A 21,444-nucleotide genomic window follows, 5' to 3' on the forward strand; every position below is an offset into this window, starting at 1 on the left:
TCTTCAAAGATCGCTTATCTTTTTAAACCTCCTGACTTTTCAGAAGCGAGTGCAAAAGTAAACCTTTTCTTTTTATCATCCAAATGTTTTAGTAGAATAATTGAAAAAGTTTTTCTTGACTCTTTTCGTTTCGGATCAGCTTACTAATATAGTAAATAAAACTCGCTTTAGCAAGCTTCTAACCTAAAATTCGAAAAACTTCTTTTCTGCCAGTATGTCATTTTCTCGTGGCCTTAACCTCGAGGCCTTGTCTCTTACAAAGCGAGTGCAAAAGTATAGCATAGGATTGCCAAATGCAAGTAATATAGAACATAATTTACAAGACTTTTGGTTTATTATTTAGTAAAGCTCTATTAACCCGCACGTTAACACGTGAAATAAATTTACATGGTTTGCAGACTAGTTACTGGTGCTCTTTTACTACTCCTTATTATATACAGTTTATTTTATTACTGTACTGGTGCAGTAAAACCACTACGGTGGAAATCTAAAATGAGCTACTCCCTTGAGGGCTCCGAGTAGGTCGAAGTGGACAAACCAGTAGCTCATTTTAATTTACTGTAAACCCTGATTAAGAATTTAGCACATGCTACTTGATAAAACCAAATCGTCACAATAAAACTCAAAAGGATACTCGAATGTTGACCTAATACAAGATCAAAAGAAAATTAGAACTGATAAATAATCACTTTAAAGCCGCTTAGATTATAATTTAAGTACTAAGTTGCCTATGAAGCTTCACGGATTTTAGTATTTTTGTTGAGATTTGGATCATTAAGCATACCAAATTTATCCAGACTCACACCCGCAAGAATTATGTATTTCAAAGATATTTTAGGTCAAGATAGAATTAAACAAGAACTTCTCCTCCAATACAAGGAAGGAAGAGTAGCACACACCCAATTGTTTTGCTCAGCCAAAGGGGTCGGTGCATTTGAGTTAGCACTCGCTTACGCACGCTACCTCAATTGCGAACATCCAGGCGCTAGTGATAGTTGTAGAGTTTGCCCCTCTTGTATCAAATTCAACAAACTAATTCATCCCGACTTACACTTTATATTTCCTGTGATTAAAGCTAAAATATGCGATGATTATCTTGCAGACTGGAGACGCTTTGTCTTAAGCACCCCATATTTTACGTTAGAGCAATGGTTGAATTATATTCAAGCCGAAAATGCTCAGGGAATAATTTATGCCAAAGAGAGTGAATCGCTACTGGAGAAGCTATCCTTCAAGTCGAGCCAGGGTAAATATAAAACAACCATTATCTGGCTACCCGAAAAAATGCATACGGTTTGTGCCAATAAGCTTCTCAAGCTTTTTGAAGAGCCTCCGAAGAATACAATCTTTATTTTAGTATCTCAAGAACCTGAGCTACTACTCCCCACTATACTAAGTAGAACCCAACGCATTGATATTCCGAAACTAAAAAGTGAGGAAATAGCAGGCTACCTGCAACAAAATTACGGTATCGACCCAACTCTTAGTAAATCTATCGCACATATTTCTGAGGGCAGTTTAAATAAAGCACTGGCTGAAATTCAATTGAATGAAGATAAAAGCTTATTTTTAGAGCTGTTTATTAATATCATGCGAAATGCTTATGCCAAAAAGGTCAAAGAAATTAAGGCTTGGAGTGAGCAAGTAGCTGCATTAGGTCGCGAAAAGCAGAAACAATTATTGACCTATTGTCAATACATGATTCGAGAAAACTTTATATATAATATACAAAAGCCAGAGCTAAACTACATGAACGACGAAGAGAAGCGATTTTCTAAAAACTTTTCTCCGTTTATTAATGAAAGAAACATCATCAACATCATGAAAGAGTTTAATCGGGCTCAACAACATATAGAACAAAATGCCAATGCTAAGATGGTCTTTTTTGACTTAGCATTGAAATTGATTGTTCAAATCAAACAATAATAAAATTAATTTATGGATTTCAAGCTATATAATGGAAGTGGAGCTCTCTCATACAAAGGAGTATCCCGTCCTACAAACAAACTTAATACCTACGATTGGCTGGCTGACGTTCCGGGAAATACGGAAAACTCAGACATGGTCGAAGTTCAGTTTAAAAACACCCGAAAGGATTATTATAAAAACAGTAATAAGATAGATCTTCGAAAAGGCGACATCGTGGCTGTAGAAGCTAGTCCTGGGCACGACATAGGCGTTGTTACCCTGACCGGAAAACTTGTTCAGCTACAAATGAAAAAAGCTAACGGACATCCAAATGCAGAGGTTAAGCGAATTTACAGAATAGCTAAACCTGTAGATTTAGAAAAGTACGAAGAGGCAAAAGCTAAAGAACACAATACCATGATCAAGTCGAGAGAAATCGCTGCCCGACTTAACCTAGATATGAAAATTGGTGATGTCGAATATCAAGGAGATGGAAACAAAGCTATTTTCTACTATATTGCAGATGGCCGTGTCGATTTTAGACAACTGATAAAAGACTTAGCTGGCGAATTCAGAATACGAATTGAAATGAAGCAGATTGGTGCACGCCAAGAAGCAGGTAGAATTGGTGGTATCGGCCCGTGTGGTAGAGAACTTTGCTGTGCTTCGTGGATGCGAAACTTCATATCTGTATCTACCAATGCAGCACGAATTCAAGACATTTCACTAAACCCACAAAAACTAGCGGGCCAATGTGCTAAGCTAAAGTGCTGTTTAAACTACGAGGTAGATGCCTATGTAGAAGCACAACGTAAAATGCCTTCACGCGAGGTTGTACTTGAGACTAAAGATGCGGATTACTTCTTTTTCAAAGCCGATATTCTAAATGGAATGATTAGCTATTCTACACACAAGTATGCTCCTGAAAACTTAGTGACCATAACTGGTCAACAAGCTTTCGATATTATATATCAGAACAAAAAAGGCCGTAAACCAGCTCTAAATATTGATCCTGTGGAAGAGGAGTCAACATCCAAATCCAAAGACTTACTTGACCAAGAGAGCTTAACTCGCTTCGATCCAAGTAAAAAAGAAAAGCCTGCAGGAAAACGCAAGAGCAACAACAAAAAGGTTATTCAAAAGAATAACAGCAGAGGAGAAGCTAAACAAACAGAAGAATCAGGCAAAGATCAGGCGCAAGTAGCACCTCAAAACACAGAACGTCGCAGACCCAACAGACCTCGTCCTGTTAAAAGAGAAGCAGACAGCAATCCATCTAAAGAGGCTCAAGCTCCTAATCATAAAAGAAAATATAGAAGACCAAATAACCGAAGAGGTCGAAACACAAACGAAGGAAGCAACAATAGTAGTGAGCAAAAGTAAATTTACCCTGCTATCTGTAATTATATTCTTAATTTCAGCATGTAGCGATTATAAAACTTATCATCAGTTTTACTCCATAAGCCAAGGCAGTTGGAGTAAGACTGATTCTTTAGTTTATGAGATTCAAAATATTCCAGAGCATGCAGCTCTACAGGTTGAAGTAAGATTTACATCAGAATATCCATACAGTGATTTATACCTAGCCATAAGAGAGAATCTATCCGACTCTACATATTATAAGGTTGATACACTAAAGCTATCACTTACCCATTCTGATGGGCGCTCAAAAGGCAGTACGTTGGGTAAACTCTATCAAACCTCTAAGAGCTATAAAACCATTAATACACCTCAGAAAGCCAAGTCAAATCAAATTTATATTTATCACCTGATGAATGACTCAACCCTTGTAGGCATAGAGGATGTTGGTATACGAGTTACCCATGCAGACGATGCGCACGACCCGCATCCAAACGAAGAAAAACAAACAGAAGAATAGTAAACCCCCAAAGAGAAGACCCACCATAACTCAAAAATGGCAGTGGTATTCCAATTACTGGAGTTAGCCCTAAAACCATCCCAATATTGATAAATAGATGGAAAAGGAAAATACTCAACACACAATAACCATAGACCCTACAGAATGTAGAAGTCTGTCTTTCGGCTAAAACAATCAGACGCAAGATCAAAAGCAAGTACAGGAGCAGTATCAATGATGAGCCTACAAAACCAAGCTCCTCACCCACAGTACAGAAAATAAAGTCAGTATCTTGCTCGGGCACATACTTCAGTTTCGTCTGAGTTCCATTAAGGAAGCCCTTACCTGTAAGCCCACCTGAACCAATTGCAATCTTAGATTGATTTACGTTATATCCCGCACCCGATAGATCTTCATCCATACCCAAAACAATTTCAATACGCACACGCTGATGAGATTCGAGCACATTGTCGAATACGTAATCTATCGAGTATAAAAAACTAATAGAACCAACCAAAAATAAGGCTATCAAACTATACCCCCACTTACGGCTCTTAATAGAGATGATAATCAAGTAGGTTATCGCAATCAAGCAACATAGATAAACGGAATATATAAAATTAAATGGAATAAGATATTTCGAAATCAAGTAACTAACTCCTATAATAAAAGTAGAAACAAGAAGAATAAAAAGTGAGACTGACTTCTTTCGACGAAAGACCCAAGCTAGACAACTCGTAAAAAACAGTGAAAGAACCAATACACTAAACTCCCCTATCGAAACGGTTGAGTTGGCAAAATACTCTTCATCAAACCGAATACCAACAATAAAGTAGAGCACGGAAGCTATTGCTAAAAACAGGACTACGCCAGGCATCCCCTCACGATATAACATCAGAAAGAAGGTAAAATAGACTAAAGCTGAACCCGTCTCTTTTTGAAGTATAATTAAAGCAATGGGTAAAATAATAATCAAGGCTAAAATCAGTACATCGGCAAGTTTCTTCATTGAGAAAGTCCGACTATTCATAAACCTAGCTAAAGCCAAGGCTGTAGCAAACTTACCAAACTCGGCAGGCTGCAAACTTATAGGACCAAATACAAGCCAGGACCTCGACCCTTTGACATCAGGAGCCACGAAGATGGTGACTATCATCAGCAGAATCATCCCAATGTAAAAGACATAGGAGAAGTTCCGATAGAATGAATCATCAAGCATCAGAAGGACAAAAGCCAATCCAAAAGAACAAGTTATCCACAGAAGTTGCTTACCAGCACGAGTAGAATAATCGATAAAATCGGGGTTTCCATATTCATAGCTAGCACCACAAACACTGAGCCAACCACATACAACCAATAGGACATATAATAAAACTGTCCACCAGTCTAGTGCTTTCCAAATACTAGTACTTTTTGAGATCATAGGGGATTAAGTTAGTTTTACTAATTTCGTCAACCAAATAGTCGCGTTCCTGAGCAATGGTTCCGTTTAAATATTTCTCTATCATTAAGGCTGCAATAGGTACAGCAGAAGTAGCTCCAAAACCTCCATGCTCGACGTAAACCGAGATTGCTATTTCCGCATTCTTCATGGGTGCAAAACCCATAAAAACGGAGTGGTCACGACCTCGATTTTGAGCAGTACCTGTTTTACCACAAACCTCAATGCCTGGAATATTTGCTCTTCGAGCAGTACTACCATAGGGACTACCAATTACAGCTCCACGCATCCCCTCGACAATATAATCGTAGTAGTGTGGATCAATGCTTGTCTGTTTTGGTGTGCGGTATAGCTGGCTAATCGTATCATTTTTGACCGACTTAACAATATGGGGTACATAGTAGTGACCGCGATTGGCTATGGTAGCACTTAAATTAGCTATTTGAATAGGTGTCAATAAGATTTCCCCCTGTCCTATAGCTGTATGAATAATACGGAGTCCGTTCCACTTACCTTCACCGTATATTTTATCGTAAAATTGAGCATTAGGAATTAAGCCTCTCTTCTCACCAGGTAAGTCCACACCAAGAGCGTAACCAAAACCCATTGTGACCATATGGTCTTTCCAAACGGTAAGCGCTTCAGCTGGAGATTTATATTTTCGATTATCTATCATTTTATAGAGACCCCAACAAAAGTAAGAGTTACAAGAGGTCGATATTGCACCTTTAAAAGCTACAGGAGATGGATGAGTATGGCAACCAACACGCAAGCCTGGCACTACAAAGCCATGATAGCAAGGAAAAGTTGTATTGACATCTACAATGTTTTCTTGTAAAAATATAGCCCCTTGTGCCACCTTAAAAACAGATGCTGGAGGATAAGTCGCCATTATTGAACGATTAAAAAGTGGCTTGGTTGGGTCACGCTGAAGATCACGATGGCTTATTCCACGCTTACGGCCCACCATTGATGAAGGATCAAAAGAAGGAGACGAAACCAGACATAAAATTTCACCAGTCGAGGGTTCTATTGCAACAATACTCCCCAACTTACCTTGCATCAGCTTCTCTCCAAACATTTGCAATTCTATATCAAGACTCAAGGTTAAGTCTTTTCCTGGAGCAGCCTTAATATCAAGCTCTCCTCCTTTATATTTTCCTTGAATACGTCCGTGAGCATCACGAAGTAACACCTCTAAACCTTTGGTCCCCCGTAACTGCTTTTCATAAGATCGCTCTACACCTTGACGACCTATATAATCACCTCGAGTATAATAATCATCGTTAGCAATATCACGCTTAGAAACCTCTCCAATATCCCCTAGTGCATGAGCTGCTGAATTATGGGCATATTTACGAGTATCTCGTCGTTGGATGTAAAAGCCAGGAAATTTAAATAGTTTTTCTTGAAAAACAGCCGACTCTTCGACCGTTAGCTGAGTCATAAATAGTTGTGGGGTAAAAACAGAATACCCAGGATTCAACCTTCTATCTTTCATTTTAGCTACACGTTCATCAAAGTACTCTTTAGTAATTGACAAGGTACTGCACAAATCCAGCGTGTCTAGATCTACAATCTCACGAGGAATAATAGCAACATCATAGGAGGGCTCATTGAAGACAAGTAGTTCTCCGTTTCTATCATATATTGCACCTCTAGAGGGATAAATCGTTTTTTTAAGGAAGGCATTACTGTCAGCATTCTTTTTATAACGATCTGTAGCTACTTGAAGTGAAAAAAGTTGAATGATAAAAACAAGAACAATACCTATCGCGATACCTGCTATCACGAATTTTCTATTTTGGTATTGGTGCTTTGACATTAATTATTGCGTATTCTTTCGATTGCAAAGATACAAATAGTGGTAAGTATAGCACTACCTATGATGCGCAGCGAAAGCATGGATAATGAACTAATTTTAAAAAACTCTATTGAAAGAAGAGCTATATGATGAATTAACACTCCTAGTGATAAATATTTCAGATAACCTGCAACTCCCATATTACGAATTGATGGTCTGAAGTTATTAGCGTCGTCGTTGACTTGACAAAACATACTAATAAGCATTGGTCTTGAAAAAGCCAATAGTACGGCTGCAGCTGCATTCATACCCAACGTATTTGAACCTATATCGACACCTAATCCCAAAAAGAATGCCCAAACCATCAGCTGATTCCTAGATACCAAAGAGGAATCCATAAAAAACAGCAAGTAAATATAAAGATAAGGGGTAGCATAGCCAAAAACCAAAACATTATTCAAAAGCAATACTTGAACAATCAATAGCCCAAAAAACCAAAGGATGTAATTTATATATCGTGCGGCCATTTTAGTCTTCTCCTAATTGTTTACGTTCCATCAAATCTTCATTCTCAATCACTCTCACACCATCGAGTTTACCAAAGTCAACCGATAACTTCACTTTGAGATAAAACGAAAATCCATCATCAATATCACTCATATCATCTATGGTCCCTACCAATATGCCTTCAGGGAAAATAGCAGAGAATCCACTAGTTACGATAGTATCTCCTAAGCTAAAGGTGGCATGGCGGGGTAAATCTCGAAGATAGGCATAGCCCACATCTCCATACTCCCAAGTTAGATTTCCAAAATAGTTATTGCCTGCGATCTTACAGCTTATGTTACTCTTAGTGTTTAGAAGTGACATCACCCACGAATAGTGTGGTGATGTTTTATAAACAATGCCAACTACCCCATTACCGTCAATGACTCCCATTTCTGGACGAATGCCATCTAAGGAGCCTTTGTCTAAGGTTATAAAGTTATTAGCGCTGTTCAAGCTATTTTGAACCACATGGGCTTTAAAAAACTTATACTTGGAAGTTACTACATCATCAAGCAAACGATGATCCTCTTCAAGAGAATATTCCTCACGAATAGTTGCCTGTAAATTGGCTATTTTCTTTTCGAGCTCAATATTCCTATCAAGTAAATCTTCATTTATAGATTTAAGGTGAAAATAAGAAGTCACTGTTGATTTCCATTCGTACATTTTGCCTGTTGCAGTGTTGGCTGAAGTCAGATAAACACTGTGTTGGTAGTTATTGTACTTAAAAATCAAAATAAAACTGGTTACCTCTAAAATAATAAAGAGGAACCAGTAATTATATTGATGTAGAAACTGTAATAGTTTGCGCATTTACACTTATGTAGTATAGGTTTTGAACTCTACTAAAATTCTTGGTTAGAAACTCGTTTTAAAACAAGAACGAGAATTTATCAACATTCTTAAGTGCTATACCAGTTCCCATAGCTACAGAGTGTAGGGGATCTTCAGCAACTTGAAAAGGTATATTAAACTTGTCGTTCAACCTCTTATCTAAACCTCTAAGCAAAGCTCCACCACCCGTAAGATAAATACCATTCTGAACGATATCTGCATAAAGCTCAGGAGGAGTGTTCTCGAGTGCATTAAGAATAGCCGCTTCAATCTTAGAAATTGTTTTATCTAGACAGTGTGCAACCTCCTGGTAACTAACGGGTACCTCCATAGGTAAAGCAGTAATACGGTTTGGACCGTGTACGATATAATCTACAGGAGCATTCTCGCCTAGATCAGGCAAAGCAGCACCCACATGAATTTTAATACGTTCGGCCATACGCTCACTCACCTTAACATTGTGTTGTCTATTCATGTATTCTTGAATATCGGTAGTCAGGTCATCGCCAGCAACACGAATGGAGCTGTTCGAGACAATACCACCAAGTGAGATTACAGCAATTTCTGTAGAACCACCACCTATATCAACAATCATGTTACCTTCGGGCAACTCAACATCAATACCCACACCTATAGCAGCTGCCATAGGTTCAAAAAGTAGATATACTTCACGACCGTTGGCTCTTTCAGCAGAATCGTGCACAGCTCTTAGCTCCACATCAGTACTACCTGAAGGAACACCAATAACCATTCTCAAGCTCGGACGAAACAAGCGGCGACCAGGGTTTACCATAGCCATCATTCCACTTATCATCTTTTCGCAAGCATCAAAGTCGGCAATCACACCATCTTTAAGAGGGCGGACTGTTCGAATATTGTCATGCGTCTTTTCATGCATCATCTTCGCCTTGTTCCCAACCGCAATCATCTTGTTTGTTCTGCGGTCAAGGGCTACTACAGAGGGCTCATCAACAACAACCTTACCATTACTTATAATAATGGTATTTGCTGTTCCAAGATCCATAGCTATTTCTTGAGTAAAAGAAAATATTCCCATAAAAATTCTTTAATCCTTAATTAGTAAAAATATTAATGCTTGAAATGTCTAAAACCAGTTATCACCATAGACATTCCATTTGCATTGCAATAGTCAAAAGACTCTTGGTCACGTATAGAGCCTCCCGGTTGGATTACCGCTTTTATTCCTTCATCTCCAGCAAGCTCGACACAGTCGGCAAAAGGGAAGAATGCATCAGAAGCCATTACAGCACCATTTAGGTCAAAGCCAAAAGCTTTAGCTTTTTCAATTGCCTGCTTTAAGGCATCAACACGTGAGGTTTGACCAACCCCACTAGCAAATAACTGTTGATCTTTAGCTAAAACAATAGCATTTGATTTACTGTTTTTTACCACTTTATTGGCAAAGAGCAAATCCAATAGCTGAGAATCCGTAGGCTCAGCTTCAGTCACCACTTTTAAATCATCTAGAACCTCAACCTTCAAATCTTTTTCTTGAACCAATACTCCATTGAGTACGGAACGAAATTGTTTTTTGGGCAGGCTTATATCTTTTCGAACAAGAATTATACGATTCTTTTTATGACCTAGAATCTCAAGAGCATCCACATCGTAGTCGGGAGCAATAATGACCTCGAAAAATATTTTATCAATCTCTAAAGCCGTAGCTTTATCAACAACACCATTAGTTACCAGTACACCACCAAAGGCAGAAACTGGATCACAAGCCAATGCAGTTTGCCAAGCTTCGACCACTGAAGATCGAGAAGCTATGCCACAAGCATTATTATGTTTTAAGACTGCAAAAGTTAAGTCTTCGAATTCATCGATTAACTCAACAGCAGCATTGATGTCGAGCAAGTTATTATAACTAATTTCCTTACCATGAATTTGGTCAAACATTGATTCTAAATCACCATAAAAAGCCGCTTTTTGGTGCGGATTTTCACCGTATCTTAAAGTCTTCATTGTGTCGGCAGCGCAACGGAAGGCTGAACTATCTTCACCATCAAAATAGTTGAAGATAGAGGAGTCGTAATATGACGAAACTTTAAAAGCTTGTTTTGCCAACCAACGACGCTCTTCCAATGAGGTTACTGCTCCATGCTCAGTAAGCATATCCAAGAATGGCATATACTGTTCTTGAGAAGGGATAATAACAACATCTTTGTAATTTTTTGCTGCAGCTCTAATTAAAGAAATTCCACCTATGTCAATTTTCTCAATACAACTAACCTCATCAGCACCAGACTTAACGGTATCTTCAAAGGGGTAAAGATCAACTATAACTAAATCTATCTCATCAATTTCGTAGCGAGCCAACTCAGCTTGATCACTTTCGAAATCTCTTCGAGATAAGATTCCTCCAAATATTTTAGGGTGCAAAGTTTTCACTCGTCCTCCCAAAATTGAAGGGTACTGCGTTAAGTCCTCTACCGCTTGGCAGTTGTAGCCTAAAGATTCAATAAATTGGCGAGTACCACCAGTTGAAACAAATTTAACTCCCTCATCATTAAGTCGAGACAAAATTACGTCGAGTCCATTTTTATTAAAAACCGAGATAAGTGCTTTCTTAATTTTCTTGTTCGTAGACATCAGAATTACAAATTAGGTGATTGAATTACAAAGTTACGAAAATTTGTTTATGACGAGTAATAAAGGGCTTACGATTTACTGACAAAAAAGACTCTTTTTCTATTTTAAAAAAGAGTCTTTTTATAAATTATTGGATACTTAATTACCAAATAGACACTCGTTTGTCCTTTGGCACAAAAAGTGAATCTGTTTCAGTTATACCAAAAGCTGTATACCAATTGTCAATATGAGGCAGTGCACCGTCTACTCGCCATCTACCCAATGAGTGTGGGTCGGTTTTGGTACGATTTAAAATCTCTTCAGGACGGATATTACCAGCCCAAACATTGGCGTAGGCCAAGAAGAATCGCTGTTCTGGAGTAAATCCATCTTTGCTTTCTAATGGCTGATTTTTGGTAGCTTCTTTAAAAGCTTGGTACGAAACCTGAAGACCTCCATGATCGGCAATATTTTCACCAAGAGTGAACTCACCATTAGCAAATACACCTGGAGCAACCTCGATGTTATCGAAGAAGTCGGCCATTACCTTAGCACGAGCTTCGAAGTTTTTTCCGTCTTCCTCGGTCCACCAATCTTTCAGGTTACCATCTTTGTCATATTGACGTCCTTGGTCATCAAATCCGTGTGTCATTTCATGACCAATAACAACACCAATAGCTCCATAGTTGAATGCATCATCAGCTTCCATATCGAAGAATGGGTATTGCAAAATTCCTGCAGGAAAACAAATTTCGTTTGTAGTTGGGTTGTAATAAGCATTGACTGTTTGTGGGCTCATAAACCATTCGTCTTTATCAACAGGCTTACCCGCTTTAGCAACCATCTCTTTATGTTCCCAAGCATTTGCACGTTTTATATTATCCCAATAGCTATCTTTTTCGATAGGCAAAGTAGAGAAATCTTTCCATTTGTCGGGGTATCCAATCTTTACGTGGAAAGTATTTAATTTTTCTAAGGCTTTAACCTTAGTCTCTTCACCCATCCAGTCGAGTCCGTTGATACGCTCTCCTAAAGCTGTCTGTAGGTTAGAAACCAAGTCAACCATACGTTGTTTGGCTGCTGGTGGGAAGTAGGCCTCAACATACATTTGTCCTACAGCTTCACCCAAAGAACCGTTAACTGTACTAACAGCACGCTTCCAGCGAGGTTGCATCTTCTCTGTACCTGACATTATTTTGCCATAAAATTCGAAGTTTTGATTATTGAAATCATCACTTAAGAACGAAGCAGCCGAATTGATGACATTCCATTCCAAATAAGCTTTATGCTTATCTAGAGGGAGTTTTTTCAATAATGCATTAGCAGCTTCTAAAGCCTTAGGTTGACCAACGTCAATAGTTTCAATGCCTTCAAAACCACTATCGGTCAACAAGGTTTCCCAAGAAATGGCATCGTATTTAGTTTGTAACTCATCAATCGTGGTAATGTTATAGTTGGCATGAGGATCTCTTAGCTCAACTGGAGATAAGAATGATTCGGCCAATTGATGCTCTACCTCATATACATCTGCAGCAGATTTCTTAGCTTGCTCAGCACTAAAACCGGCTAATTCGAACATGGATGCAATATGCTTTTTATAAGCTTCACGAATAGTCTTTGTAGCCTCATCAGAAGCAAGATAGTAGTCGCGTTGACCCATACCTAAACCCGATTGATAAGAGTGAACAATATTCATCACACTATTTTTATCATCGGCACCAACGTATAATGCGAAATAAGGGAACAGACCGTATTGGTTCAAGCGAGCCAATTCAGCAGTCAACTCCTGATTGTTTTTGATTTGAGCGATACGCTCTAGATCTGCTTTAATTGGATTGGCACCTCCAGCATTCAGAGCCACACTATCCATAGCAATACTATAAAGATCACCGATTTTTTGCTCTATTGAACCCTGTGCGTGCGGAGTAGCAGCAAGTTTTTCAATCAAACCCTTGACCTGCTCACGGTTATTCTCGGCCAAAAGATCGAATGAACCAAAGCGAGAATATTCTGGAGGCAACGGATTACTAGCCATCCAACCACCACAAGCGTAATCATAAAAACTTGTTCCAGCAGGAACCGTGGTATCAAGATTCTCAGGGTGAACACCAGAAGTCAAGCTTTTTTGACCAGAGTTCGAACCACAACTGGCTGCCATAAAGCATGCAGCAAAAAGGGGGATACAGTTTTTGAACTTCATATTATTGAGTTATTAGTGATTAATATTTTTGGGCCTCAAGCTCTTCGTGTTCCATTAGTAAGGTTTCCCACTGAGCCATAATCTCATTAATATCTTGTTTATTCTTTTCGTATTTCTCATAGACCGAGACATCGGAAGCACCCTGAGGTGTAGCCAAAACGGTTTCAATCTCAGCTTTTTTGACTTCAAGTTTTTCGATTTTCTTCTCACACTCCTTGATGTCACGCTCAATCTTTCGGAGTCTGCGGTTGAGTTCTTTTTGAGCTTCGTAAGAGAGTTTTGTCTCACTTAGCTCTTGAGTAGTTTCGCCATCTGCAGACTTTGTTGGTGAGGCCGATAGACGAACGGCTTGTAGATCGTTTAAGTTATCAATATTTTTCTTTTGTAGAAAATCGTAAATACCACCCAAATGCTCTCTAACTTTTCCTCCACCAAACTCGTAGACCTTAGTTACCAAGCCATCGAGAAAATCACGGTCGTGACTCACAACTACAACGGTGCCATCAAAGTCGAGTATGGCCTCTTTAAGAACATCTTTTGAACGCATGTCTAAGTGATTGGTAGGCTCATCCAGAATTAAGAAGTTAACTGGCTCTAGGAGCAGTTTTATCATAGCCAAACGGCTTCTCTCACCACCCGACAACACCTTGACTTTTTTATCACTTGCTTCTCCTCCAAACATAAAGGCACCAAGCAGGTCACGAATTTTAGTCCGAATATCACCTACAGCTACCCGATCAATGGTGTCGAATACGGTTAAGTCGTCTGCTAGAAGCTGTGCCTGATTTTGAGCAAAATATCCAATCTGAACATTATGTCCTAACTTTAATTCGCCTTCAAAATCAATTTGCTCTAATATACATTTGACAAGGGTGGATTTCCCTTCGCCATTTTTTCCTACAAAAGCCACTTTATCGCCACGCTCAATAACCAAATCAACATGATCAAACACGAGATGATTGCCATATGCCTTCTTTACATCTTTGCTAATTACGGGGTAACTCCCACTCCGCGGAGCTGGTGGAAACTTCAAACGCAACATAGCCGTATCTTCATCGTCAATCTCGATGCGATTAACTTTTTCTAATTGTTTGATTCTACTTTGAACCTGTATCGCCTTTGTGGCTTGATAGCGAAAACGCTCAATAAAGTCTTCGGTTTCTTGAATTTGTTTTTGTTGGTTCTCGTAGGCTCGAAGCTGTTGCTCTCGTCTATCCTTACGAAGTACCATAAATTCGTCGTACTTCACCTTATAGTCATATATATGTCCACAGCTAATCTCAATGGTACGATTGGTTACATTATTTATAAAGGCACGGTCGTGACTTACTAAAATAACAGCATTAGCTTGAGTTCTCAAAAAGTTTTCGAGCCACTGGATAGACTCTATGTCAAGGTGATTGGTAGGCTCATCGAGTAATAATACGTCTGGCTTTTGAAGTAAAAGCTTTGCCAACTCAATACGCATTCGCCAACCTCCACTAAACTCTTTTGTGGGACGCCCGAAGTCTTCACGAGAAAATCCAAGACCAAGCAACGTACGCTCGACTTCAGCATGGTAGTTTGTTCCGCCAAGCATTAAGAAGCGGTCGTTCTCACGGGTAAACCGATCGATTAGGTCATGGTATGACTCCGACTCGTAGTCGGTACGCTCGGTCATTTCAATAGTCATTTTGGCTAGTAGATCTTGTAGATAAGACATCTGTTCAAAAGCCATTTCAGCCTCCTGACGCACAGTTTTGTCTTCAGCCAAAACCATAACCTGTGGAAGATAGCCAATAGTGACCTCCTTAGGGCTAGCCACAGAACCTCCAGTGGGGGTTTGTTGACCAGCGATAATTTTGAGCATGGTTGATTTTCCAGCTCCATTCTTTCCCACTAGGGCTATTCTTTCTTTGTTATTGACAACAAAAGATACATCCTCAAAGAGAGGTATGGCATTAAATTCGACTTTTAAGTTTTCTACAGATATCACGTTATTACTCTTTTACGACAGTTTTATATAATTACAAAGGTAGTCAATTCTAAACAACTGAAATTAAATTTACCTTAATTTCTAATTCAACAAAATAAGCTACTCGTTTGCTTGCTCTAACCTACTCGCAAGGGGCAAAGCTGCTACTCGTTTTAATGGTGTATATGCATATAAAAAGAGAGGAGCTTTAGCTCCCCTCTTCAATTTATTATATTTTAGATTTTCATCAGTTTGACTTAACCGATTGAAGAATAAACCTTTCGCAGAGTTTTTGAATTTCAAAAGTAACGATTTAGTAACCGTGCGTATTTCAGCGAATTGTGGTGCTATACAGTCAAATAACTCACGCCAAAAGTACGCATTATTTTTGAAACCAATACATATATTTTTTATTTGATAAACACCTCTCCTATGGAAAGAATGAATAAGGCAAGGCTTTTATCGGAAATACTCTTTCGAGGAACGAGAAAGGAGGATTTTTGATAAAATTCATTTTAGCCTTGACGTTTTATTCTTGGAATATATCTTTGTGTTCAGATAAAAATGATTATTCTCTCGTGCCAATATTTGTTTCGGTATGCTGAATTGTTTTATTTTATTTACTTTTGAGAAATATGAAACTTTTGCGAACAACTGACAATGGGTTCTTAATTAAGAGCCAGACCGAAATCTATAAATCTCATTTAAGTTAATAACTACCTTTTCTGCATTTTTAGAAAAACAATTATGCTTAGCTATTTGCCTCGCTTCTCTTAAGTGAAGATAAGTCTCGATATATATATTGGCCTTAATCAATGTAGAGATATAATCATCAACAATTGTATCAATATGTTTCACTCTATCATACGTTTTTGATGCATTTTGTTTCGTGTTTTCATCTTCTTCCTCAATACGATTTCGTTCTTCAGACGACATATAAGAGAATGTGGTATATCCACTATCTCTAAAGGTACTATGTAAAGGAGGGAGTAATGAATCAATATATGCATCACTTATTATTGTTCTGCGATCTATTTCTTGATAATATCTATCATCTCCCCCGACTTTAGTTATTATATTCTCATGGATGGATGTTCTGTAATTATTTATAACCTCCTGTATATCTAAACTATCCACATAATTAGTAGTATTGAAAATTGTTTCTTGAATAGGAATATTATGCATGTGTAATTGTTTTAGATAATAAAGCATAGCGCATTTCTTGTTATCTTCAAGATAAGGCAGTTCTTCCTCTGTATTGACAATAGTAATGTCTTTGGCTTTATATCGGTGAGACAACGTAATTTCCTTATTCTCATTACTGTGCATATTTATCTCCTCAACAATCTGAAACCGTACAATCTTGTCATTATAAGCATTGGAGTCTATATCTGAATAATAGAACCTGTAACTACATATATCCCAAATAATAACAAATTCATTGGTAGAAACAATAACTATCCCTATAGAAGATAATTCATGATCTTGTAATCTGAAATGAGATTCATTGATCTCATCCGAAAATAGTTCGAGATGCCTTAAATTGGAGCAACCTTGAAATGTAGTGGGATATATCTTGTTTATGCTTTTGCCCCCATTAATAGTTAATAAGTTGAAGCAATTAAAAAAGACATATGATTTTAGTGTGTCTATATCGTTAGGTAGAGTTATAGTACGTAGATAGTGGCAGTTTTGAAATGCGTGCTCGTAGATATGGACATTATTGTCGGGAATAGTTATGTGAGTTATTCCGGATCCTGCAAAAGCGAATGCTCTTATATGTTTGATATTTGCCCCGAAATCTATATGAATCAAATTTCTACATTTTACAAAGCAATACTCATCTATAAATTCTATGTTCGCCCCGGACACTCTAATTAAATTAGGACAATTCTCAAACTTAGGCATCATTTTTAGTGAAGTAGGCAATATAATCACCTTTAAATCTGGTAAATTTTTAAAAGAGTCACTGAAAACCTCCACATTTTCGTATCGGCTCATATCTAAGATTTCAATCTCGACTTTTCTTATGGAATCAAAAAAATCCATAAATAGATATAGCTTCTGATAATAGGTATATGGAGATTTCCAGCCTACATCAGGCAAGTGCCCTGTAATATTAAGATATGTGCATCCGCGAGGAATACTCAATAGTTCTAAAGAAGTATTGCTGTTATTATGAATAGTGTGCTTGTCCATGCTGTGGGTTACTTTATTCTTCAACAATATTATAACTCATTATTTTCAGCCAAATTTAGCAAATATCTGTAAACCAGCCATAATTATCTTTTAAAACCTTTGCTTTTACTTACTTCTGGCTTTGCAGGGGGCTTATATTCCTTGTCCTTTCTTTTGCTTGGGTTCGGCGGGCTTAATATGCGGTCTAACCGCCTGCCGGACTTCTTGATATTTTTGTTTAAACCAGTCGATTATATTTTGTCCGTTAATAGATAGTTTCAGTCTGTCAGAATCCTTGCTCTCCTTAAATAGCTGTAATTTGGCATCCTGTACGCTGAATGATTGGTTGTGTTCAGGTGAATGGAGTTTGTCCGTGACCGATACCGCTTCACCCTTAAATAGCTGCTTAATGACGTCTATTGTTAATCCAATACCCTTGCATAGCTGCGCTATCCGCAAACGTTCGCTTAAATGCGGAAATACGCTAAACAGCAGGTTTATATCTTCCTGTGCCTCGTATGGCTCATACTCCCGTTTGAGTTGGTTCAGGCGGGATTCCATTTCTGCGATTTCTTTTTCCTTATTCTGGGCGTAATCGTGCATATCGAGGAACTTCTCCCGCGCTTCATCCTTACGGTCGTACATATCCCCTACTTTCTCGTAAACTTCCTGCTTTTCTTCTTCGAGATAACCGATGCTCTCTTTCAAGTCTTCATTTTGGGCGAATAACTCCCTGTAATATTGAGGCGTGGAGATATGTCTTGCATTCGAGCCTTTGATACCTCGCTTCAAGTCATATTTCTGCATTTTCTCGGCATATGTGTCCTGAAACCGTTCCAGATTATCGCGTGTCATCACATGATCGGCGCAGAGTCGGACAGTATCTTTGGGCTTTTTCTGGCATTTCTTCTTACCGTTGTTCTTCTCGGCTTCCGCTTTTCTTCTTTCACCGGTTACGATAGGAACTACCGTTGCGTGAATATGGGGTGTCTTTTCATCCATGTGCAGGACGGCGGAAACGAGATTATCCCTGCCGAAGGCATCCTGCAACCATTTAATATTGTCGTTGCACCACTCATCGAGCTTGCCCTCTGACTGTATGCGCCGCATATCTTCGGGTGTGCCGGAGAGCATAACCTGTAACGCTCGGACTTGGTTATGGCTTATCTTGCGCTTTATCCCTGCGTTCTCGATACGGTGTTGTATAGCTTGCGTGCGGTTCTCTACTCCGTCCGGAAAATCGACAAACTCCCGGTTAAGATGTGTGCGTTCAGGATCGGCGTTGGCAGGATTAACCGTCCGCTCAATGTGAGCGGTCGTTCCGCTGTCGTTCCCTTTCGGCTTCTGTATATGTAAGACTGCAAAGCCCATATTAAGGTAAATTTTAAGTTTGATAATTTGCCGTAATTACCGCCTTGTGCGGTTGCGGTCTCTGACCGCTTCGGGGTGTCCAGAGGGGTTTACCCTTTGGCTTATTGGGGCATTTTTAGCAGGAGTGAAACGGATGCGTTAAGAAAATGCCCTAATAAGCTATGGCTTTTTGAAAAAGCCCATTGTGGTCGCTGCGGTTAAACTCTGATAGCAGCATTGGTACTTCCTTTGGTGACCGCACCTGCTACACTAAATATAGCGGGTGCAGTGTGTCGACAGGTTTAGATAGCTTCACAGATATTCTTCTCCATGCCCTCCAACTTTTGAGAAAGGGTTTCCATATCCCGGCTTATCTTCTGATTGGTTATCCGGGCGTATATCTGCGTGGTCTTAATATTCGTGTGTCCAAGAATACGGCTCACGGTTTCAATGGGTACTCCGTGCGATAACAGGATAGTCGTTGCCGCGGAATGTCTTGCAACGTGATAGGTCAGGCGAGTCTTGATGCCGCACTGTTTGCCTATCTTTTTCAGCTTCTCGTTACAACTGCTGTTGCTCGGAACAGGAAATACACGGTTATCCCCGGTTAAACCTTTGTATTTCTCTATTATCCGCTTGGGAACGTCCAACAGACGGATATTGGAATCGGTGTTGGTCTTGCGCCTGCGGGTGATGATCCACAGGTTACCGTCGAAAAACGTTTGCAGGTTGTCGGTGGTAAGTTTTTTCACATCCGCATACGACAATCCGGTGAAAACAGAAAAAACGAAGAGGTCGCGCACCAGTTCGTATGTTTGGTTTTTCATCGGAGCCTCTATAAGCGTTTGTATTTCTTCTTCTGTAAGATAACCCCTATCTACACTTTCGGAGCTATTGATATAGCCCGCAAAGGGGTTGAACGGCAATAAGCCTGTATTCCGGGCAATAGAGATTATATGCTTCAATACAATCATATATCCCCACACGGTATTGGTACGGCATTTCTTCTCCTCCCGCAGGTAGTATTCGAAATCGTTGATAAAGGTAAGGTTGAGCTCCTTTAGCGGTATATCCTCCCTGTGGTAGGTAAAGGGGAGAAACTCCCGTATATGCTTGCATACGGTGCGGTATCGGGCGAAAGTACCCTGCGCCCGGCTATAACCTACTTTCTTCTCGAACTCGGCGTTGTGCTGCTCAAATAACTTCAATAACGTTTCCTGCTTGATGCCGATACCGAGATAGGCGTTTTTTAGCTTTTCGGCGGTAACGTATCCGTCCGTCTGCATCAGCTCCTGATAACGGCGGTTTACGTCCACACGGATTCTGTCGATAGCGTGATTGATTTTGTGCGCTTCGGCACTCTTTCCCGATGCCCGGTTGTTCTTCACATCCCATAAGTGGAGAGGAACGTCCATTTTGCAGCTGAACTGTTTAACTTCGCCGTCCACTGTGATTCGGCACATCAAAGGCAGGTTTCCGTTTGGTTTCTCGCTGCCTTTCTTTACGTAAAATAATACTTTGAATGTTGACCTCATAACTCAATGCTTTTACTGGTTACAAAATTAGTTATCATTGAGTTATCTGACGGTATGAAAAATCACGCAAATCACTGAATAAAACCGATTAGCAAGAAATATTCGTTTATTACCAAGTAACGAGATGGTAACGGAACTACTGCTGTGTTCTGCTTAATTCTGTTTTTTCGCTTGTTGCAATACAATGCAAAACAGAGTGTAACGAACGCTCTGTCAGCTAATTCGCTACACTCTGCTTAAAAATGCTTTCTGCTTAGAAGTTTATTTTAGAAAAACTCTAGAATAGTTTTTCTGGATATTCACCAGATTTGATAAGTGCGTTAATTTTATCAACCACACCTTGACGGTCGGCAGCATAAGTAACACCAAACCATTTGCTTGTTGTATCCAAAACCTTCACACGAGCAGTACCTTCAGTGATCAAACGATTTACCACAAGAGGGATAAAGTATTCCGCTTTAGGATTGTCCATATTTTCTCTTAAGAACTCAGCAAAAGAAGCTTCTGAATGCTCAAAATAATCAGGTGTAAAACCCCACATATTCATAGATACCGGCGTGTGATCATCAATCACAACAGGCTTACCATTTTCGTCGTTAAAGGTTACCTTACCATTAACACGCTCAATAGCCGTACGCTCAACAACCGAAGTCAAATAACCTTCAGGATTAGTCTGGCACACACCACGCGCAACAGAACCACTTTCAGAAAGCGTATTACCAACACGGTAACCAACCATGCAGTAATCGTTTTTCTTACCCGTCATAGTAGAAAGCTCTTTGCCTAGCACCTCAAAACTATCTTTACCATAAAAATCGTCGGCATTGATAACTGCGAAAGGCTCATGAATAACATCCTTACCCATAAGTACAGCATGGTTAGTACCCCATGGCTTTGTTCTACCTTCAGGACAGGTAAAGCCCTGTGGTAAAGCGTTTAAGTCTTGAAAAACCACTTCAACAGGAATATGGTTTGCATATTTCTTAAGAATAATATCACGGAAATCTGCTTCAAAATCTTTACGGATAACAAAAACCACCTTACCAAATCCTCCGCGAATAGCATCGAAAATTGAGTAATCCATGATAGTTTCTCCGTTAGGACCAAGCCCGTCCAACTGTTTAAGTCCACCATATCGGCTTCCCATACCAGCAGCTAGAACAAATAATGTAGGTTTCATATTTATCGTGTTTTTATGATTAGTTTTTATTAAGACAAAGATACAAAATATTGTATTATAG

Annotated in this window: 15 protein-coding genes; 3 read left to right on the forward strand and 12 right to left on the reverse strand. The window is 39.2% G+C overall.

All coding sequences use genetic code 11. From position 1 onward, the window contains the following. The first annotated feature begins 816 nt into the window (after positions 1 to 816). Genes B091_RS0108285 through B091_RS0108295 form a run of 3 tightly spaced genes read left to right on the forward strand, consistent with a single transcriptional unit; the run spans position 817 to position 3,787 of the window. Entirely contained in the window at positions 817 to 1,926 is a 1,110-nt protein-coding gene (locus tag B091_RS0108285) for a DNA polymerase III subunit (protein WP_018109539.1), read from the forward strand. A gap of 12 nt (positions 1,927 to 1,938) precedes the next feature. Continuing rightward, entirely contained in the window at positions 1,939 to 3,291 is a 1,353-nt protein-coding gene (locus tag B091_RS0108290; protein ID WP_018109540.1) for a PSP1 domain-containing protein, read from the forward strand. After that, positions 3,278 to 3,787 carry a gliding motility lipoprotein GldH gene (locus B091_RS0108295; RefSeq protein ID WP_026166350.1) on the forward strand — a complete coding sequence of 170 codons (510 nt, stop codon included), beginning with the start codon at positions 3,278 to 3,280 and terminating at the stop codon, positions 3,785 to 3,787. Before B091_RS0108290 ends, B091_RS0108295 begins: the two co-directional genes overlap by 14 nt. Here B091_RS0108295 and rodA read toward each other — a convergent pair. The 12 genes from rodA to B091_RS0108355 all read right to left on the reverse strand — a co-directional run bounded on the left by rodA (position 3,726) and on the right by B091_RS0108355 (position 21,383). Next, complete coding sequence (gene rodA, locus B091_RS0108300; protein WP_018109541.1) at positions 3,726 to 5,189, reverse strand: rod shape-determining protein RodA; 1,464 nt, start codon at positions 5,187 to 5,189, stop codon at positions 3,726 to 3,728. The genes B091_RS0108295 and rodA overlap by 62 nt on opposite strands. Then, positions 5,170 to 7,032: a penicillin-binding protein 2 gene (gene mrdA / locus B091_RS0108305; protein ID WP_018109542.1), complete on the reverse strand. Its 1,863-nt coding sequence runs from the start codon at positions 7,030 to 7,032 to the stop codon at positions 5,170 to 5,172. Before mrdA ends, rodA begins: the two co-directional genes overlap by 20 nt. Then, positions 7,032 to 7,538: a hypothetical protein gene (locus tag B091_RS0108310; RefSeq protein ID WP_018109543.1), complete on the reverse strand. Its 507-nt coding sequence runs from the start codon at positions 7,536 to 7,538 to the stop codon at positions 7,032 to 7,034. The genes mrdA and B091_RS0108310 overlap by 1 nt, the downstream gene beginning before the upstream one ends. Before the next feature lies 1 nt (position 7,539). After that, positions 7,540 to 8,373, reverse strand: coding sequence for a rod shape-determining protein MreC (gene mreC / locus B091_RS0108315; RefSeq protein WP_018109544.1), 834 nt, complete (start codon positions 8,371 to 8,373; stop codon positions 7,540 to 7,542). A 58-nt stretch (positions 8,374 to 8,431) separates the two neighbouring features. Further along, positions 8,432 to 9,451, reverse strand: a complete 1,020-nt coding sequence (locus tag B091_RS0108320) for a rod shape-determining protein (RefSeq protein ID WP_018109545.1) — start codon at positions 9,449 to 9,451, stop codon at positions 8,432 to 8,434. A 32-nt stretch (positions 9,452 to 9,483) separates the two neighbouring features. After that, positions 9,484 to 11,007: a bifunctional phosphoribosylaminoimidazolecarboxamide formyltransferase/IMP cyclohydrolase gene (purH, locus tag B091_RS0108325; RefSeq protein ID WP_018109546.1), complete on the reverse strand. Its 1,524-nt coding sequence runs from the start codon at positions 11,005 to 11,007 to the stop codon at positions 9,484 to 9,486. Positions 11,008 to 11,149: 142 nt separating this feature from the next. Then, positions 11,150 to 13,186 (reverse strand): M13 family metallopeptidase, encoded by a 2,037-nt coding sequence (locus B091_RS0108330; RefSeq protein WP_025069598.1) that lies wholly within the window; start codon positions 13,184 to 13,186, stop codon positions 11,150 to 11,152. A gap of 19 nt (positions 13,187 to 13,205) precedes the next feature. Continuing rightward, the gene (gene abc-f, locus B091_RS0108335) at positions 13,206 to 15,161 is read right to left on the reverse strand and encodes a ribosomal protection-like ABC-F family protein (RefSeq protein ID WP_018109548.1); all 1,956 of its coding nucleotides are present in this window, start codon (positions 15,159 to 15,161) and stop codon (positions 13,206 to 13,208) included. A 651-nt stretch (positions 15,162 to 15,812) separates the two neighbouring features. Further along, the gene (locus B091_RS0108340; RefSeq protein WP_018109549.1) at positions 15,813 to 17,339 is read right to left on the reverse strand and encodes a leucine-rich repeat domain-containing protein; all 1,527 of its coding nucleotides are present in this window, start codon (positions 17,337 to 17,339) and stop codon (positions 15,813 to 15,815) included. Positions 17,340 to 17,471: 132 nt separating this feature from the next. Beyond that, a complete protein-coding gene (gene mobV / locus B091_RS12360; protein WP_018109550.1) occupies positions 17,472 to 18,689 on the reverse strand; it encodes a MobV family relaxase in 1,218 nt (405 codons plus the stop codon). Positions 18,690 to 18,970: 281 nt separating this feature from the next. Beyond that, positions 18,971 to 20,203, reverse strand: a complete 1,233-nt coding sequence (locus B091_RS0108350) for a site-specific integrase (RefSeq protein WP_018109551.1) — start codon at positions 20,201 to 20,203, stop codon at positions 18,971 to 18,973. 277 nt (positions 20,204 to 20,480) lie between these two features. Next, entirely contained in the window at positions 20,481 to 21,383 is a 903-nt protein-coding gene (locus tag B091_RS0108355) for a glycosyltransferase family protein (protein ID WP_018109552.1), read from the reverse strand. Between the last annotated feature and the right edge of the window lie 61 nt (positions 21,384 to 21,444).

It is taken from the genome of Bacteroides propionicifaciens DSM 19291 = JCM 14649, from assembly GCF_000375405.1.
GTDB classification, from domain to species: Bacteria; Bacteroidota; Bacteroidia; order Bacteroidales; family Bacteroidaceae; genus Bacteroides_E; species Bacteroides_E propionicifaciens.

Excerpts from the sequence above, each read along its gene's own strand:
- B091_RS0108285 (WP_018109539.1), top strand. The coding sequence starts at position 817 with ATGTATTTCAAAGATATTTTAGGTCAAGATAGAATTAAACAAGAACTT.
- B091_RS0108290 (WP_018109540.1), top strand. The coding sequence starts at position 1,939 with ATGGATTTCAAGCTATATAATGGAAGTGGAGCTCTCTCATACAAAGGA.
- rodA (WP_018109541.1), bottom strand. The coding sequence starts at position 5,189 with ATGATCTCAAAAAGTACTAGTATTTGGAAAGCACTAGACTGGTGGACA.
- mrdA (WP_018109542.1), bottom strand. The coding sequence starts at position 7,032 with ATGTCAAAGCACCAATACCAAAATAGAAAATTCGTGATAGCAGGTATC.
- B091_RS0108310 (WP_018109543.1), bottom strand. The coding sequence starts at position 7,538 with ATGGCCGCACGATATATAAATTACATCCTTTGGTTTTTTGGGCTATTG.
- mreC (WP_018109544.1), bottom strand. The coding sequence starts at position 8,373 with ATGCGCAAACTATTACAGTTTCTACATCAATATAATTACTGGTTCCTC.
- B091_RS0108320 (WP_018109545.1), bottom strand. The coding sequence starts at position 9,451 with ATGGGAATATTTTCTTTTACTCAAGAAATAGCTATGGATCTTGGAACA.
- purH (WP_018109546.1), bottom strand. The coding sequence starts at position 11,007 with ATGTCTACGAACAAGAAAATTAAGAAAGCACTTATCTCGGTTTTTAAT.
- B091_RS0108330 (WP_025069598.1), bottom strand. The coding sequence starts at position 13,186 with ATGAAGTTCAAAAACTGTATCCCCCTTTTTGCTGCATGCTTTATGGCA.
- B091_RS0108340 (WP_018109549.1), bottom strand. The coding sequence starts at position 17,339 with ATGGACAAGCACACTATTCATAATAACAGCAATACTTCTTTAGAACTA.
- mobV (WP_018109550.1), bottom strand. The coding sequence starts at position 18,689 with ATGGGCTTTGCAGTCTTACATATACAGAAGCCGAAAGGGAACGACAGC.
- B091_RS0108350 (WP_018109551.1), bottom strand. The coding sequence starts at position 20,203 with ATGAGGTCAACATTCAAAGTATTATTTTACGTAAAGAAAGGCAGCGAG.
- B091_RS0108355 (WP_018109552.1), bottom strand. The coding sequence starts at position 21,383 with ATGAAACCTACATTATTTGTTCTAGCTGCTGGTATGGGAAGCCGATAT.